General features: G+C 36.8%; 15 protein-coding genes. 2 read left to right on the top strand and 13 right to left on the bottom strand.

The annotated features are described in order from the left end of the window. Position 1: 1 nt before the first annotated feature. The 7 genes from V5739_RS14660 to V5739_RS14630 form a co-directional block, all read right to left on the bottom strand. The gene (locus V5739_RS14660) at positions 2-808 is read right to left on the bottom strand and encodes a polysaccharide biosynthesis/export family protein (RefSeq protein WP_423818775.1); all 807 of its coding nucleotides are present in this window, start codon (positions 806-808) and stop codon (positions 2-4) included. Further along, positions 809-2,794, bottom strand: coding sequence for a nucleoside-diphosphate sugar epimerase/dehydratase (locus tag V5739_RS14655; protein WP_423818774.1), 1,986 nt, complete (start codon positions 2,792-2,794; stop codon positions 809-811). A 13-nt stretch (positions 2,795-2,807) separates the two neighbouring features. Next, the gene (locus tag V5739_RS14650) at positions 2,808-3,953 is read right to left on the bottom strand and encodes a DegT/DnrJ/EryC1/StrS family aminotransferase (protein ID WP_423818773.1); all 1,146 of its coding nucleotides are present in this window, start codon (positions 3,951-3,953) and stop codon (positions 2,808-2,810) included. Further along, positions 3,946-4,557 (bottom strand): acetyltransferase, encoded by a 612-nt coding sequence (locus tag V5739_RS14645; protein WP_423818772.1) that lies wholly within the window; start codon positions 4,555-4,557, stop codon positions 3,946-3,948. The genes V5739_RS14650 and V5739_RS14645 overlap by 8 nt, the downstream gene beginning before the upstream one ends. Further along, positions 4,558-5,163, bottom strand: a complete 606-nt coding sequence (locus tag V5739_RS14640) for a sugar transferase (protein WP_423818771.1) — start codon at positions 5,161-5,163, stop codon at positions 4,558-4,560. 692 nt (positions 5,164-5,855) lie between these two features. Then, positions 5,856-7,025, bottom strand: a complete 1,170-nt coding sequence (locus tag V5739_RS14635) for a glycosyltransferase family 4 protein (RefSeq protein WP_423818770.1) — start codon at positions 7,023-7,025, stop codon at positions 5,856-5,858. Positions 7,026-7,114: 89 nt separating this feature from the next. Further along, the gene (locus tag V5739_RS14630; protein WP_423818769.1) at positions 7,115-8,338 is read right to left on the bottom strand and encodes a hypothetical protein; all 1,224 of its coding nucleotides are present in this window, start codon (positions 8,336-8,338) and stop codon (positions 7,115-7,117) included. Between the two features lie 305 nt (positions 8,339-8,643). On the opposite strand from V5739_RS14630, the gene V5739_RS14625 reads away from it, so the two are divergent. Both V5739_RS14625 and V5739_RS14620 read left to right on the top strand, forming a co-directional pair. After that, positions 8,644-9,306, top strand: coding sequence for an acetyltransferase (locus tag V5739_RS14625; protein ID WP_423818768.1), 663 nt, complete (start codon positions 8,644-8,646; stop codon positions 9,304-9,306). A 4-nt stretch (positions 9,307-9,310) separates the two neighbouring features. Continuing rightward, on the top strand, positions 9,311-10,255 hold the full coding sequence (locus tag V5739_RS14620; RefSeq protein ID WP_423818767.1) for a glycosyltransferase: 945 nt from the start codon (positions 9,311-9,313) through the stop codon (positions 10,253-10,255). A gap of 5 nt (positions 10,256-10,260) precedes the next feature. Here the strand turns inward: V5739_RS14620 and V5739_RS14615 are convergent, their stop codons facing one another. The 6 genes from V5739_RS14615 to V5739_RS14590 all read right to left on the bottom strand — a co-directional run bounded on the left by V5739_RS14615 (position 10,261) and on the right by V5739_RS14590 (position 17,409). Next, complete coding sequence (locus V5739_RS14615) at positions 10,261-11,454, bottom strand: glycosyltransferase (RefSeq protein ID WP_423818766.1); 1,194 nt, start codon at positions 11,452-11,454, stop codon at positions 10,261-10,263. After that, entirely contained in the window at positions 11,382-12,230 is an 849-nt protein-coding gene (locus V5739_RS14610; protein WP_423818765.1) for a glycosyltransferase family 2 protein, read from the bottom strand. The genes V5739_RS14615 and V5739_RS14610 overlap by 73 nt, the downstream gene beginning before the upstream one ends. Before the next feature lie 88 nt (positions 12,231-12,318). Continuing rightward, on the bottom strand, positions 12,319-14,229 hold the full coding sequence (asnB, locus tag V5739_RS14605) for an asparagine synthase (glutamine-hydrolyzing) (protein ID WP_423818764.1): 1,911 nt from the start codon (positions 14,227-14,229) through the stop codon (positions 12,319-12,321). A gap of 31 nt (positions 14,230-14,260) precedes the next feature. Continuing rightward, positions 14,261-15,247 carry a polysaccharide deacetylase family protein gene (locus tag V5739_RS14600; RefSeq protein WP_423818763.1) on the bottom strand — a complete coding sequence of 329 codons (987 nt, stop codon included), beginning with the start codon at positions 15,245-15,247 and terminating at the stop codon, positions 14,261-14,263. 1 nt (position 15,248) lies between these two features. Continuing rightward, positions 15,249-16,457 (bottom strand): hypothetical protein, encoded by a 1,209-nt coding sequence (locus tag V5739_RS14595; RefSeq protein WP_423818762.1) that lies wholly within the window; start codon positions 16,455-16,457, stop codon positions 15,249-15,251. Position 16,458: 1 nt separating this feature from the next. Beyond that, positions 16,459-17,409: a GNAT family N-acetyltransferase gene (locus tag V5739_RS14590; protein WP_423818761.1), complete on the bottom strand. Its 951-nt coding sequence runs from the start codon at positions 17,407-17,409 to the stop codon at positions 16,459-16,461. Positions 17,410-17,472: the final 63 nt, after the last annotated feature.

The following is a 17,472-nucleotide window of genomic DNA, read 5'->3' as shown; positions in this document are numbered from 1 at the left end:
ATTACCTGCTAAAAAGTACAATTAGACTAAAAGCCGTGGTTACAATAGACACTAATCCTTCCCAACTTGTTATAAATCCTGCTGATTTCACCTTTCTATATGTTGGCTCAACATATACTATGTCGTTCTGCTTTAAATAATAATAAGGATTCTGAAATATATCCACACTTGTGAGATCCAGGGTTTCGTAATTCAATTGATTATCCACCTGTCTTATCACCAGAATATTGTCACGCTTACCGTCATAAGTAATATCTCCTGACATCGCTATGGCCTGTGGCACTGAGATTCTTTCATCAAGTACATCTATGACGCTACTCCCCGTTTCCCCCATTACCGTCACCTTAAAATTGACAATTCGAACTCTTACCACGGCATCTTTGAGGTATTTCTCTCGGAGTACTGTAGTGAGTTCCTCCTCAAGTTCTTCCCTACTTTTTCCCTCAACGTAAATTTCCCCAAGTACAGGAAAATTAATGTTGCCGTTAGAATTCACAAGATAACCCGAATTTCCACCATTCCGACTGCTTGCACTTCCTCCGGAACTTTGTCCACTCAGATTTTGTTGAAAGGGAGCAGCGAGTTCCTCATCCAATGATGAAACATCTATTCTAAGAACATCATTCACTTCGATCTTAGCCACGAAATCTTCGGGGGCAGCCATGTTTGGCAGCCGTTCATAATCCTCAAAATAAACGATGTCTTTCCTGGTAGAGCAGGAAGTCACCATGCTCGCCGAAAGAATAAACAATAAAAGCTTAGAAAATAATTTTATGGATTTCAATTGGGAGAAAATATTTCTTATCATTTAACTGATCTTCTTCTGGTTTGAATGTAAAACAGGATCCTTATCTAACTTTTCAAAAGTGGAATTATTGCTCTTAAATTCAGGTACTAAAGCTTTTAATTTGGCTACAACTTTGTGACTCTTTAGTTTTGTTGCAGATTTTATAATTTGCTCCACAGATTCACTTATTTCAGCAAAATTTCCTACCTGGTCAATGGCAATCATGATTTTTTTATGATGAGTGGGTAAGGTTTTGCTCTTATCACTCAACAATTCTTCGTAAAGCTTTTCTCCGGGACGCAAACCGGTAATTTTTATGCCTATCTGCTTATCGGGTATATATCCCGCCAGTTTTATCATCTTGATAGCAAGATCCATAATCTTAACAGGCTCCCCCATGTCAAAAATAAAGATCTCCCCTCCTTTTCCCATTGCCCCGGCTTCTAATACTAACTGACAAGCCTCAGGTATAGTCATGAAATAACGAATAATATCGGGATGAGTTATAGTTACAGGACCTCCTTTTTCTATCTGTTTTCTGAATAAAGGAACTACAGATCCATTAGAGCCTAAAACATTCCCGAAGCGCGTGGTGATGAATTTGGTACCGACCTCACCTTCAACACAGGCAGAATGATACAGTGCCTGCACGTACATTTCGGCAGCTCTTTTTGAGGCTCCCATCACATTGGTAGGGTTCACAGCCTTATCTGTAGAAACCATTACAAAATGACCTACGTTGTACTGAACTGCAAGATCTGCGAGGTTTTTAGTACCCAGGATATTGACAAATACCGCTTCATGCGGATTAGCTTCCATAAGAGGTACATGTTTATATGCAGCCGCATGATAAATCACATCTACAGATCTTCTTTGGAAAAGCAGTTCGAGACGCTTTCTATTGCCAACGTCACAAATTACACATGTAAAATTAAGATCGGGAAACCTGGCTTCCATCTCCAACTGGAGATTATGCATAGGGGTTTCTGCCTGATCAAGAATAATAAGCAGTTTAGGATTATATTCGGCAACCTGCCGTACAATTTCACTTCCTATAGAGCCGGCCCCGCCGGTAACAAGAATGGTTTTTCCGGTTAGTTGTTGTCTTTTATTTTCTTTATTCAGCAGGATTGGCTCCCTGTCCAGGAGATCTTCAATCTGGAGAGATTTTACTTTGTGAGAAACAGATTGCTCATCCTCGTAGTTAGAAACGATGGGAGCGTTAAAAACTTTAATGTCATTTTCAAGGCAATCTTCTACCAGGGAAAATTTTTCCTCTGCGGTTAAGGTATTTTCAGAAAGAATCAACGCAGTAGCCTCTAAGGATTTAGCTTCAGCACTTACTTTCAACCCATTATAAATAACAGGTTTTCCAAGAATCCTGATGTTTCTCCTGGTATTGTCATTGGTAATAAAACCTCTGATATCAAATCTTTTGGGATGCTCAATCTCTAAGGCCCCCGCAATAGATATTGCGTTTTCATCGGCACCAAAAACCACAGCCTTCTGAAGATTTTGATTTTTCTGAGAGGTCTTAAAATACTCATATACCTGTTTAACAGAAAGCCTGAACAGGAAGAGCAATGAAAAAGAAACGAGAAAATAGAATATCAATCCGGCAACCAGGTAGATCTTTTCACCAATAAGAACATAACACGCATAATTGATAAACAGAAGGGTCACAAAAGTACTGAAACACGCCAGCATGATCTTTAGGGCATCCACGTAAGAAGAATGCCTGATAAGACCAGCATAAGTCTTGAATATGAAAAAGAAAAAGGTATTTACAATAACTACCAGCAACATCCTTTCACCTATCGAAAGGAATTCGTAGAAATTAGTGGTAAGATCCTGAAGGGCAAGAAGGGTAAGATAATCTGCAATAATGATAATAGTGATATCTATACCCAGGATGGCCCAGCGAGGCAGGTATTTGATATTCCTTATATCCAGCCTGTTTTCTGAGGACAGGATCTGGCGTAATGCATAATTAAGTTTTTTACCCATAATATAAGCGGGTCTAAAATTTTTCCCGGAGAAAGTCCTTTACTGCATCCTGAATCCGTTGTTTTTCTTCTCCTGTTAAATTAGAGCCTGAAGGCAGACACAAACCTGTCAAAAAGGCTTCTTCCCCAATCCTTTCTCCATAATAGGGAGCATCTTTAAATACCGGTTGTAAATGCATCGGTTTCCAAAGCGGCCGACTTTCAATATTATAATTTTCCAAATGTACTCGAAGTTGTTCGGTACTAAAAGGAATTTTGGAATTATCTAACTTCATCACCGTCAGCCAATGGTTACAAAAGTAGGAATTTTCAGGAGCATTGAGAATCTTTATTCCGTCGAAAGCACTAAAAAGCTCATTGTAGAACTGGTTCATTTCCCTTCTTTTAGCAATATGAGCATCTAAAACTTCCATTTGACCTCTACCAATTCCGGCTGCGATATTGCTCAGGCGATAGTTATATCCAATGGAGCTATGCTGATAATGAGGGGCCGCATCCCGGGCCTGGGTAGCCAAAAAGATAGCCTTCTCTTTTAATTGCGGGTCTTTAGTAACTAAAGCTCCCCCGCCCGAAGTAGTAATAATTTTGTTTCCATTAAAAGAAAGAATAGCAAATTTTCCAAAAGTTCCGCATTTTTGACCCTCATAAGTACTTCCAAGAGCTTCTGCGCTATCCTCTATTACCGGGATCTCATATTTATTGGCGATGGCATGAATTTCCCTCACCTTATAAGGCATTCCATAAAGATGGACTGCAATGATCGCCCCGGGCTTCCTGCCTTTTTGAATTCTGTCCTTTATAGCCGCTTCAAGAAATTGGGGAGACATATTATAGGTATCTGTCTCACTATCTACAAAGACCGGGGTTGCTCCTAAATAAACAATGGGATTGGCCGATGCGGCAAAGGTTAAACTTTGACAGAGGACTTCATCTCCCCTTTCCACTCCACATAATATTAGGGCCAGATGTAGTGCTGCTGTACCCGAACTTAATGCTGCTACTTTGACATCATTAGATAAATATTCCTCAAGATCCTTTTCAAAACCATTCACATTCGGGCCTAAAGGTGCGATCCAGTTTTGGTCAAAGGCTTCATTAATATATTTTTGCTCATTCCCTCCCATATGGGGGGAAGACAAGTAAATTTTACTGTTATTCATTTTCAGTATTTGTTATTCTTATAATTCTCCCGGGATTTCCCACAACAGTAGCGTAATCGGGAATGTCCCCGATAATCACCGCACCTGCACCAATAGTACACCATTTTCCAATTTTCTTACCCGGGATTACAAGTGCACCAATACCTAAATGGGTACCTTCTCCTACCTTCACCCCTCCGGAGAGTACTGCCCCCGGTGAAACATGTACAAAATCTTCAAGAAAACAATCATGTTCTACAACACAGGCGGTGTTCAATATGCAATGTTTGCCTATAATAGCATCTGCATTTACTACCGCATTTGCCATTACTACAGTACCATTTCCCAATTCCACGGTTTCATCTACTACCGCCGTAGCATGAGAAATTCCGCGGAAAAATTCCCCCTTAATAATTTGAGAAATTTTCCTTCTGGTCTTATTGTCACCAACGGCAATTATAGTTTTCTTCCGTAGAATTTCAGGACTCGGATCGTGTATTACTTCATAATCATACAAACCGGTAATGACTTTATTATCATCTATAATATGATGTACTTCAAGCATCCTGGATTGCACCAGATCTATAATTACCTTACCATGTCCGCTGGCACCGTAAATATTCATTTAATTATTTCCGTTAAAGGGTTCTGTTGTGGCCATATTTGCAGTATTCACTCCTTCAGATTTGATTACCTTTAAAAAAGTCATCCATATTATTTTAAGATCTACTATAAAAGATAAATTTTCAACATACCACACGTCAAGTTCTAATTTTCTATTCCAGGAAATTGCATTTCTTCCATTCACCTGCGCCCACCCCGTTATGCCCGGTCTCACCTCATGTCTTTTTTGCTGCCGTGGACTATACAGCTTTAGATATTCCGGTAATAAAGGTCGCGGCCCAACCAGGCTCATATCTCCTTTTAAAACATTTATTAATTGCGGGATCTCGTCTACAGAAGTTTTTCTCACAAACTTTCCGGTAGCCGTTAACCTTTGAGAATCGGGCAGCAAATTCCCTTCAGCATCCCGGGCATCGGTCATTGTTTTAAACTTTATAATTCGGAATATCTTTCCCTTCTTCCCCGGCCGTCTTTGAAGAAAAAAAGGATTTCCTCTATTGGCAACAGAAAGTAAAAGAATAAAAAAAAGAAGAAAAGGACTTAAAAACAATAATGCCACAAAGGCAACTAATAAATCTAAAAAAGGTTTGATAAGTTTTCTGTACACAAGCTCAATTTCAGGCGCAAACTAAAGGATTTTTAAATTAATCCGGCTGTAAAGATATGTTAAATTGGTGAATCGTTAATTCGAGATTCGTTAATTCGGGATTCGGGAATCGGTGAATTAGTTAATTGGTGAATTGGTGAAATCGTTAAATCGGGATTCGGAAATCGGTGAATTGGTTGATTGGTGAATTGGTTGATTGGTGAATTGGTGAAATCGTGAAATCGGTGAATTAGTTAATTGGTTAATCGGTTAATTGGTGAATTGGTTAATCGGTGAATCGGTGAATCGGTGAATCGGTGAATCGGGATTCGTTAATTGGGGATTCGGAAATCGGTGAATTAGTGAATTGGTGAAATCGTTAAATCGTTAACTCGGGAATCGTTAATTCGGGAATGGTTAATTCGGGATTCGGAAATCAGTGAATTAGTTAATTGGTTAATCGGTTGATTGGTGAATTGGTGAATCGGTGAATCGGTGAATCGGGATTCGTTAATTCGGGATTTGGAAATCGGTGAATTAGTTAGTTGGTGAATGGGTGAATTGGTTAGTCGGGAATCCGGAATCATTGAATGAGGAAGTCCCAATTTCCCCTCTTCTCCCATTCCCCCAGTCTCCTCTTCCCCCAGTCCCCTCTTCTCCCAATCCCCCCGTCTCCCAGTCTCCCAGTCCCCCAGTCTCCCAGTCCCCCAGTCCTACTCTCGAATTCCAGCGTTCCGCATTTGAACCCGATACTCCTCCAGTAGTAGCTTCCAAAAATGTCGGCGTTCATATTTTTCCGTAATTACTGAACGGGAATTGGCGGCGAGCCGATGCATTAAATCAGGGTTTGCAATTATTTTTTTCATTGCCTCAAACAAGGCTTGTTGATCTTTAACCGGTATGATCAATCCGTTTTCTTCTTCCCGAATGATCTCATTACAACCATTGATATCAGTCACAATCGACGGCAGTCCCATCGCACCGGCCTGCATCACCACATTAGGAAAGCCTTCCCTGTAACTAGGAAACACCAAGACATCTGCAGCTGCAAAATAAGGGCGAACGTCGATCTGATAGCCGGTGGTGACAATTTTCGGGTGGCTCTTTATTTCTTCAAAATTTTCATCAGTTATCGGATCCAGTTCCTGCTCAAAAGGTCCGACCAGTAACAAAGTTGTATCAGCATTTTCTGCAACAAGATTTTTAAAAGCCTGCACGAGTTCGTTGATCCCTTTATCTTTTACCAGTCTGCCGACGAAAACAAAAACATGGTCTTCTGCGGGAATTTTCAGAGACTGCCTGATCTTCTTCTTTTCTTCAGCAGTATAATTTATCGGATTAAAATATGTGGTATCTATACCATTAGAGCTACCCTCTCCTAAAACTTTTAATTTTTCGGGTTCTGCAAAATTGCGTTCCAAAATGATCTTTTTGAGTCCTTCAGAATTCGGATACACTTTAGTAGCCAGGCTATACGTCAGTCGCTCCACTTGCTCCAAAACTTCTCTTTTAGCCCCAGTAGTCTCCATCAAAGGCATTCCGGCGACTGTGTGCAGCCGTACAGGTACTCCAGCCATTTTTGCCGCCATCATACCAATAATTCCGGCTTTGGGAGTGTGGGTATGAACAATAGCAGGTTTTTCTCTTTTTAAAAACCTGTAGAGTTTGAATAAAGCTTTCAGATCTTTTGCCGGAGTAATTTCCCTTGTCATTTCCACATGAAAAGTATTTATCCTGTTGTCCCAACCATACTTCTGCAACCTGATCTCTTCGGCGGATACCGCCGTGACTTCAAGGTGGTTATTCATGAAGGTTAGCTGTCCTTCCAGGAGTTTTTCAAGAGAAAGGGGAATTGTGGTGATGCGGATGAGTTTGGGAGGCATGAAAAATTTTGGTCAAATATAATTTAACTCTGCTTGTTAAAAAAGAAAGGGCTCCCAATTGGCAGCCCTTTTAATAAAATACTAGTAGTTTAATTATCGGAAATGACGTTAATAGTCAATTTAATTGAGTCAGTACAGTCTCCTTCCACTACAGTATATGTTGTAGTATAAGCACCAACTCCTCTTTCATTAAAATCATTGATCAAGTCCCAAATAGAAGGATCAAATGACCCGTTTCGACTAACCCCCTGTGGTAAAAGACTCAAGTAGAGTTTTCTTACTTCATCCCAACTCGGAATCGCCTCGGCTTCAGAAAAAGTAATAGATTTTGAACTTTCAGTTTCCAGGATCAAATTACAGGTAGGATCTGCTGGTGAGTCTGCAACTACATATACTGTAAGCTCAACCGAATCTGTACAATCCCCATCTGTAACAGTATAGGTGGTAGTATAGGCTCCCGGACCTGTATAGGAATTGATGATATCCCATATAGTAGGATCAAAAGTTCCTTCTTTAGAAACGCCTGGTTCTAAAAGGCTTAAATAAAGCTTTCTTACCTCATCCCAGCTTGGAATAGCATCTGCTTCAGATTGAGTAATAGTCTTTGAGGCATCGGCACCGGCACTTAAACTACAGGTAGGATCTGAAGTGCCATCAGCAACTACAACAATGGTCAATTTTACAGAATCAGAACAATCGCCATCGGTAATAGTATAAGTGGTTGAATATTCTCCCGGACCAGTATAGGAATTAATAAGATCCCAAATTGAAGGATCAAAAGAGCCGTTGCGGGCTACTCCTTCATCCAACAAACTTAAATAGAGCTTTCTTACCTCGTCCCAGCTTGGAATAGCATCTGCTTCAGATTTTGTAATAGTCTTTGAAGCATCTTCACCTGCACTAAGTTCACAGGTAGGATCTGAAGGTAGCTTTTCTACCACATTAATAGTTAATACAACGGAATCTGAACATTCCCCTTCAGTTACAGTATAAACTGTAGTAAATTCGCCTAATGGGCTTTCGTTGAAGGCATCTATAAGATCCCAAATAGTAGGATCAAACTCCCCATTTCTGCTTACCCCTTCGTCCAGCAGACTCAGATATAATTTTCTGACTTCATCCCAACTGGGAATGGCTTCAGCCTGTGCCACAGTAATAGTAGTGGATTTATCGGCTCCCGCACTAAGGCTACAGCCATCTGCCTCTGCTGAAGCAGTTAAGGAAAAAGTGTCGCCATATTCAAGATAGCTATCATCTTCAACGGAACAAGAATAAACTAAAGCGACCATTAAAAACAAGTAAATTTTTCTCATAACAAATTGATTTGGTTTCTATTAAGATAAATGTAGGTCTTAGTTCAATCCACTTGTTAAAAGGAAAATTAAAATAGATAAAGGATCAAAAAACAAGATAGGATGGTAGAATTTTGAAGAATTTTGAGAGAATTTCACAATTCATTCATAAGAAAAAGATGTCAAATATTCTGTCGATTTCTGATAATTTTACTCAAAATTTTGTTAAAGGATTTGGCTCGAACGTCAGCTGTATCTCTTTTTATATTAAAAAGTAAAAAACCCTTTGCTTTAGCTATATTTGAAAGAAAAGTAGAGAAGTTATAATGGAGAAAAAAAAGCTGGTAATTTATGGTATTGGTCGGTTTGCGGAATATGTTCAATATGTGTTTGAGGAGGATAGTCCATATGAAGTAATTGCTTTTAGCATAGAAAAATCTTATTCAGAAGCCACAGAATTCAATCAACTACCTTTATACGCGTTTGAAGATTTGGATGATCACATTCCATCCGACTCAGTTTCTTTATTTATTGCAGTTGGTCAAAATGAAGTCAGAAAGCGTATTTTTCGCCAATGTCTTCAAAAAGGATTTACTTTGGCAAATTATATTTCCAGCAAAGCTCAAACCTGGCCCAATTTGAAAATCGGACAAAACTGTTTTATTGGAGAAGGCTCAACAATTCAGCCGTTCGTGGAAATTGGAAATGGTTGTATTCTTTTTGCTGCCAATATTGGACACCATTCCAGGATTTGTAATCACGTGCTGTTGAGTGCAATTACGCTCGGTGGGAATGTGTTTATTGAAGATAATTGTTTTTTAGGTATGAATTCTACTGTTGCACAAAATGTTAAGGTTGGAGAAAATTCTATCATCGGTATGGGCTGTTCCATTAGTCGGAATACGGCCCCAAATTCGGTTTATTCAAACAAAGGCACTTCTATGAGAAAAGTATCTTCTGAAGATGTTTCAAAAAGATTCCTGAGATAATTCAATGAACTTTCAAGATTTTAAGAATAAATACCAGAAGAAGGAGCCTGAGGAATTTCCACACCGGGTAAATTCGCAACCCACCTTAAGTGTTCTTGTGCAAACTTTTCAGCAGAACAAATATATTCAAAAGTGTCTGGATGGCATATTAAATCAACAAACAGATTTCCCCTTTGAGATTTTATTGGGTGAGGATAGTTCAACAGATGGAACTCGTAACATATGTATTGAATATGCCGAGAAGTACCCGGAAAAGATCAGGCTTTTTCTTCACCACCCCGAGAATAAAATAAAGGTCCTTGGAACAACTACAGGAAATTTTAATGCATTTTACAATTTTTATCAGGCCAAGGCTAATTTTATTGCTTTTTGTGAGGGTGATGATTTATGGGGTGATCCTTTAAAACTTCAGAAGCAGGTTGATTTTCTGGAAGAAAACAGGAAATTTGTATTATGTTTCCATAATTATATAATCGTTGATGAAACTACATCAATTTTAGATGATTCCAATTTTCCGGAGAAACCCATTTCTAATATCTCCTCTGAAAATTTAAAGGAAGTGAATTTCCATCCATTGCTCTCAACGGTAATTTTTAGAAAAGAATTTCACACTATCCCCAGAGAAGCCCTGCAAATTATAAATGTGGACACTTTTATTATAAGTTTGCTCGGTTCTTCCGGTTCAGGAAAATACATGGATAAGATAAAGCCCAGCTATTACAGAATTCATAAACATGGAGTATGGAGCAAAAGAGCTAAGACGGCAAAATATAAAAATAAGATTAATACCTATAGGCAACTATACCGATATTATAAAAGAATTGGTGATCCTGTAACTTCCAGAAGTTTTTCTAAAAAAGTAAAACTTCATATTAAAATGGCCGCTTTCAATTATTTAAAAACTGGAAATATTATTGGGTTTCTAAAAATGATAAAATTCCTTAAATAACAAGTCTACCTGGGTTTTACAATATCAAAATAAAATTCCTCATATCTTTCAGCTGCAAGATCCAGAGAGAAACTGTTTACCGCAAATTTATAATTGCTATCTACTCTCTCTTCCCAATTCTCAATTTTTAGTGATTCTTCAATTTTATTTTTGATTCCCTGTATATCACCAGCTTTAAAGTAAACCCCGCCGCCTTCCGGAAAGCACTCTCTGTTTTCGGGAATATCTGATACTAAACAAGGTATTTTCGCCATTATAGCTTCTATGAGTGCTCCCGGCAAACCTTCAAAATAAGAAGGAAAAATAAAGTAATCAGATAATTGATAAAGGAAATCAACATCTTTTCTATACCCCATTAGTTCAATATGATCTTCCAGGCCAGATGATTCTATTTCAGCCTTCAAGCTCTTATAGTCTGGCCCATCCCCCACGATTAATAGCGCAAGATTCAAAGCTCTTAAGTCCATTTTCTTAAATGCCTTCACTAAATCCATCTGGCCCTTATTTTTACATAATCTCCCTACGGTAATAAAAACTTTTTTATCCTGAAAGCATTCCTTGAGTTTAGTTTTGTCTCCAGCATTTATTTTTGGTAAAGATCGCCCCCGGTGTATAATATTGATCTTATGCCCGGGTATCCTTAAAGCTCTGCTATTAGACTCTACAATCGCTTGGGAATTACTAATAAAGTGATCTACCTTTCTTACACTAAACCTATCCTGCATTTGGGTGGTAAATAATTTTAACTTTGAAAATATGGATAAGGTTTTATATCTATTTTTTGAATAAGAGTTACTTACTAAACTGCCAACTAATATTATTTCAGGAAATTTTCTTTTTAAATTTCTTGAAATGGAATCTGATTTAAATAAGGTAGAATGGATTATGGATGGCTTTTCCTTTTTTACAATTTTCGTGATTTTTTTTAGTAGGTTTTTTTTTGATTTTGCATCCTTTTCGATTCCTGAATAAACTTTTATTCCTTTTGATTCTAAAAAAGGCTGAAGCTCTAAATTGGAGTTCAGGGATATGAAAACAGGTTCTACATCTTTAAAGGAAGACGCCAATAAAGCAAGGCTTTTTTCGGCTCCGTATGCCTTTAAACTGTCTATGATATAGAGGACTTTCATACTGCCCTTTGGAATTTTGATTGGAGTATTTTTAAAAAGGCCTTTATATTCCATGGATTTGATTGCCATGAACGCAAATAAAAATTAGAAGACGAACGTTTTTTAGAGGTTTTTTCAAGAAAATGGGCAATCATATAAAAAATTCTGGATTCTGATAATCTATCTTTTTTAAATAAATTGCGGTGTTTTTTATACTGGTAGATACAGGAATGTAATCGTTGTGGAATAGAATCATTTGTTCTTAGCTTAGATTTTACAACCAGAAATGTTTGCTTTATCAATTTTATATTTATCGGATATTGGCAAATTCTCATGCCCAACTCATAATTCTCACCAAACTCAAGATTCGCATCAAAGCCTCCCGCTTTTAATAGCAGATCTCTTCTATAACAAACACTTCCAGCCAGAAAAGAGGCTATTCTATAATTATAGATATTTTCCAATTTTACAGGTTTCCAGATTTTTCTTTTTTCTTCATTTTCCTTAATGGCCCACCAACAGATTAAATCAAAATTAAAGAATTTTTCATCCAACAACTGCTGGAAAAGATTTGGTAAAAAATAATCATCAGAGTCTAAAAAAATCACATAATCTGTATTAGACAATTCCAGGCCTTTATTTCTAGCTGCACTCACTCCAGCATTCTCCGTATATACATAAGAAATTCTAGCATCATCTAGCAGTTCATCTATCAACTCCCTAGTATCATCGGTTGATCCATCATCTACAATGATTAGCCGCCAATGGGGATTAGATTGGTTTCTAACACTATCTACCGCTTTCAGGAGACTGGAACTTCTATTATATGTGGGTAAAATAACGCTTATAATATATTGATGCCTCACTTTATTTATTTATCGGCAGTTCGAGCCGAAACTGGTTATTTATAAATTTTTAAAAATTTGCATTTAATATACCATGAGCTTCTAATATTTAATACTCCATGTTAGGTTGGTATATATTCTTATACCACTTTTGAAAACAGTAAAAAGTCCATACCCTGAAAGTATTGTCTTGCTTACCAGAAAGATGATTTTGAACCAGATCTATAATTTCATCAGGTTTAAAAATTTTCTGAGCTTTCAAAAAGCCGGGTTCAATATAAGACTTTAATTCTTTAGACAGATGTTCCCTCAACCAGTCCCCTACCGGAACACCAAAACCTTTTTTAGATTTGTCCAAAAAGTTTTCTGGAAAATATTGTTTGAAGGATTCCTTTAATAAAAATTTCTTATCCCATCCTTTCATCAAATAAGATTCAGGCAACTGTGAGGTGAAATTCCATAATTTTTTATTCAAAAATGGTGCTCTGCTTTCTAATGAAGTTAACATACTGGTCCTATCCACTTTCACCAACATATCGCCCTCCAAACTTAATATTTTATCAATAATTCTGAAATCGGTCAGAGATTCAGGATTCTTCCCTACTTTATTTTTATAATAATCTAACGAAGAAATATCTAAAACAGCATCCTGTAAAAACAATTTTAATTCATCAGGCTGATAAGCCAAAGAAATAATGTTATAATAAAATTCACCCTGATAGTTGATAGCATGCAACAACCTCTTTACCTTGAACCTCAATCCCCTTTTATCGTCCTTGGTAGTTAAAAATGGTTCTGAGATAGATCTCAAAGTATTATGCACCTTTTCAGGGACCATAGAACTATATTTCGTATTTAATTTACCTATATAATATTTATTATAACCACCAAAAACTTCATCGCCCCCATCACCGGTAAGCGCAACCTTAACATGCTGCCTGGTTTTATTAGCTACCAGATAGGTTGGAAGTGAAGAAGAATCTGCGAACGGTTCATCAAAATTCAGTAAAATTGAATGTACATTATCTTTTAGATCTTCTGCGGAAATTATAAATTCATGGTGGTTACTATTTATAAGTTTGGCAACTGTCCTTGATTTATCAGACTCGTCAAAAGATTTTTTATCAAAACCTATGGAGAAAGTATCTATCTTATTGTTACTTTGATTTGCCAATGCCCAGGAAACTATAGAAGAATCAACACCGCCAGATAGAAAAGTACCTAAAGGAACATCTGCAACAGACCTTGAACCCACACTTTCAACCACCAAATCATGCGTCTCCTTCTTAGCATCTTTAAAGCTAATATTAGAGGCAATATCTTTTGAGAAAGCCTGGTTAAATGCAATAGTTTGAATACTGAAATTTTCCGCATTAATTTCCATATAATGATTCGCCTCCAGTTTTTGGATACTATCATAAATTGTATAGGGTGCAGGAATATAAGTAAGTTGAAAATAAAGGCTTAACCCGGTCTTTGAAAGTTTCGGTGTATGATCTAATATACTTACTATCGACTTTAATTCTGAGGCCCAAATAATTTTGTCACCATCTTCAGTATAATACAAAGGTTTTTCACCGAAAAAATCCCGGGCAATATAAACCTTTTTTATATTGTTGTCATAAATACTGAAAGCAAACATCCCATCCAGCATGGAAAAAGATTCGATACCATATTTTTCATACAATTTTAAAATTACCTCTGTATCTGATGTGGTATGGAAAACAACGCCCTCCTGTTCAAGGGATTTTTTTAAATTCTGGTAATTATAAATTTCTCCATTAAAAACAATAGTGATGGAATTATCCTCATTTGATATAGGCTGTTTTCCCGTACTTAGATCGATAATCGATAAACGACGCATAGCCATTCCCACGCTAAAATGCTTAGAATTGTGAACAAAAAAACCATCCTGATCTGGTCCACGATGCACTATCTCTGAGTTCATTCGGGATAAATCAGTATGAACCGAATCAATATTTTTAATAGATTTTGATAAAATCCCGTTTATTCCACACATTGCTATCTATATTTAAGATGCTAAGTTCACCTTAGCTTTGAATTTTTCGATTTTCAATTTGGATTTTTTTACCTAACTCTGCCATATTCCAGGATTGAAAATCAAATTCTTTTTGAAGGTTTTCGAAATGATTAACTAATTCTTTCAAATCGTTTAAACTTTGCTCCGGTAAATCCCCGAAATTATGAGGATGCCACCAAAGATGATAGACTTCGTTTTTCCTGGCAGCATAAGTCATTTCTTCTTTAATCCTTTTCAATTTCAATTGCCGAAGAATTTTTTGCCCCTCCACCGGTCTTAGAAATCTACTTGCAGGTTGTTCAAGCGGCAAGCCTGCAATAAGTTTCAAATTATTCCCCGAATAGCTTTTTTTACCGAAATTGAAATAAGCATCGCCACTACGAGCAATTTTCACATGAAAAGAGTTGGACGTGGGGTCTTTCCAGTACCAGTCTTCTGGATTTGACCTTACATTCTCTATTCCCAAATTCCAACATATTTCTAAATAATTACTGTTCATCTGGTTTCTGGGAAAAATGAGCGATTTTAAATCTATATTGAAGCTCTTGGCCAAACGCAGTGCCATTTTTAAATCGGCTTCAAATTCTTCGAGTCGCTGCCCCTTTTCAAGACAATAATAATGGCTATAAGTATGGCTTGCAACCTCCTGCCCCGTAGTACTTCCTATTAATTTAATGAGAGAAGGAGCAAAAAATATGGTTTCAGGTAACTTCTTTAAGTCCTTGGCTGCAAATTCGTATGCTGATAACTTTTTATTTACATATTGGGGTAATAACGTGGGTTTGTTTTGAAACCAATCTTCCCAATTTCTGTTGAACAACATTCCCACAGTAGCCCAGGTAGCATGTATTTTATGTCCTTCAAATAGATTGAGCATTTCAGGGATGACTTCACGGGTATTGGAAAAATAGGAAGTACTGAAATTGGAAGGTATCCCATCAAACACTCCCCATATTAATTCGAAATCTAATGATAAAACCAGCGATCCATTTTTCATACTATCCAGACATTTGGTTTTGCAACTGTAATTCGCGTAATTTTTTCAGTTTCTTTACACGTTTAATTTTTTTGTATTTTTTTTCGGCTAGATAATAATAAATAACAAAAAATATAAAATACATCACCATAGATTTCTGTCTCATAATGATCCCCAAATTAGACATTACAAAGGTCATTGCGAAGGAAGCAGTTAAAAAAATAACTAAACTCATTTTCACTAATGAAGGTGATTTTTTGATAAATTTTATAAAATCTTTCTTCAGAATTTTAAAGAATAGAAGCAAATAAATAAGATTTTCGAACGAAGTAATGATCCCTAGAAAATTTGGGGCGTCTATAAACAAAGGCCTAAACCAAAAAGTGAATAACTTAAATGGCAATGGGTAGGATGACATATCTACACCAGAACCAGCACTGGTACTCAAATCTTCAGCATTCTTTGAAGAAGCAGCCTCAAAATCCTCAATCAAATTTTCAGAATCTTGCAATCCCATTACCGCTAAGATTTGATCCTGCACCAAAATCAAAGCCCCAAACATACCAATAAAAACCATGGCTTTTTTCCAAAAGGCAATTTTTTCCTTCCCGCTCATAAATCCAAGCATAGCACCTACGGCCACAAACATAAATACATGGGGACGAATATAAAAAATGATAGCTGAACCTAATAACAATAAAAATATCCTAAATTTTGGTTCAATAATGGCATAACTAAATATCATCAAACCTAAAAATATAGGAGCGCCTTTTCCCAAGGATGCCGTCCAAAAATGCATATTGGGAAAAAATAAAATCATGGTTAATAAGTCTATTTTTAAAAACTTTATTTTAATAGGGATTTTTTCCCGGAAAAATAGATACGCATAAACAAATCCCAAATAACCAAGCCAGGCAAAAGTAGCCATAAGCATATCATAATTAAAACCTATGGAGTAAAATGGATACGAAATAAAATTTATAAAGCGGGTATCTGTACCAAATAGCTCTAGCCATGCGCCGGTATGCTCGGTTAATTCCCTAAAATAATTTTTTGAATCTGAAGGATTATTATAGGCATACCAGGTATATATCCCATAAAATACCATATGGTACAGATATAGAAGATTCATCTTATTCTTATCAAAAAATGCATGCCTTTTTTCAAAAAAATTAAAAATGGCCTGATTTAGACCAAAAAATATAATAATAAGAAAAAGTACTCCCAACATTTTAAAAAAGTTCTAAATCACCTAAACTGTAATTCCAGTTCTCAATATTCTTATAAACATTTAGTTCGCTAAGTTGTAAATTAAGATCCTTCAAAGTTAGCACAGGCCCATAATTGCCTTTTTTCGCCGGGTATTTTAAGCCGGCTACTTTTGGGGAGAACGAAATTAGCTGAACTGAAAATTTAGATGCCCAGGAAGAGACTGTTTTTTGAATTAAAGATGCAGTTCCTTTATCGCCATTATAAATGCATTCCGATATCCTTAATTCCCGAATTTTACCTCTATTTTTAATATATCCTGCCAAATAAAAATGCTTCTTAAACAACACTTCATATTCTTGAAGAGGATTATTTTGATATCTCCATTTTAAATAGTGCGGTGTTTTGGAAGTAAACAATTTTTTACTTTCCATCAAATTAGTATTCCATATTTCACATAATCTTTCCAAATCTTTGGGAGTACCATCTAAATGCACCTCATAAGCTATTTTTTTCGGTTTTATTTTCCAAAAAGATTTGTACGCAGGCTGTAAAGAAACCACAACATTATCTACCGCTTCCCATCCCATCTTTAAGTAACCCGGCCTACTTTGGTCATTTGGTGTGTTAAACACGAAATGATCACCATTTTTCTTGGCTAGCTCTACTGCTGCCAGAGTCAATTTTTTGAAAACACCCTTGCCTTGGTGATTAGGATGGGTGGCCGTATCTACTGCTCTAAAAGCATTGAAAATTTTTTCTTTAGATCTCCACTGCCATCTCATAAAAGCACGAACACCAATTATACCCCCTTCTTCGTGCGCTATTAAAACAAGGGATTTCCCAAATGGGTTAATTAAGTGTTTGTAACTCCAAACATCTTCAGAAAGTTGAATTTCAGCCTCTCCTAAGCTTGCTTTTAAAACTTCGACGATCTCAGGGATATCAGTTTCTTTCGCTTCGCGAATCTCCATGATCTTATTTTATTTAGATAGTGCAATAGAGTATGAGGTTGTTTTCTTATAGCGTTTCTTCTT

Source organism: Salinimicrobium sp. TIG7-5_MAKvit, from assembly GCF_049569215.1.
Taxonomy (GTDB): Bacteria; Bacteroidota; Bacteroidia; order Flavobacteriales; family Flavobacteriaceae; genus Salinimicrobium; species Salinimicrobium profundisediminis.
Note: the sequence above shows the minus strand (reverse complement) of the source record. Positions and strands in the feature narration are given on the sequence as shown.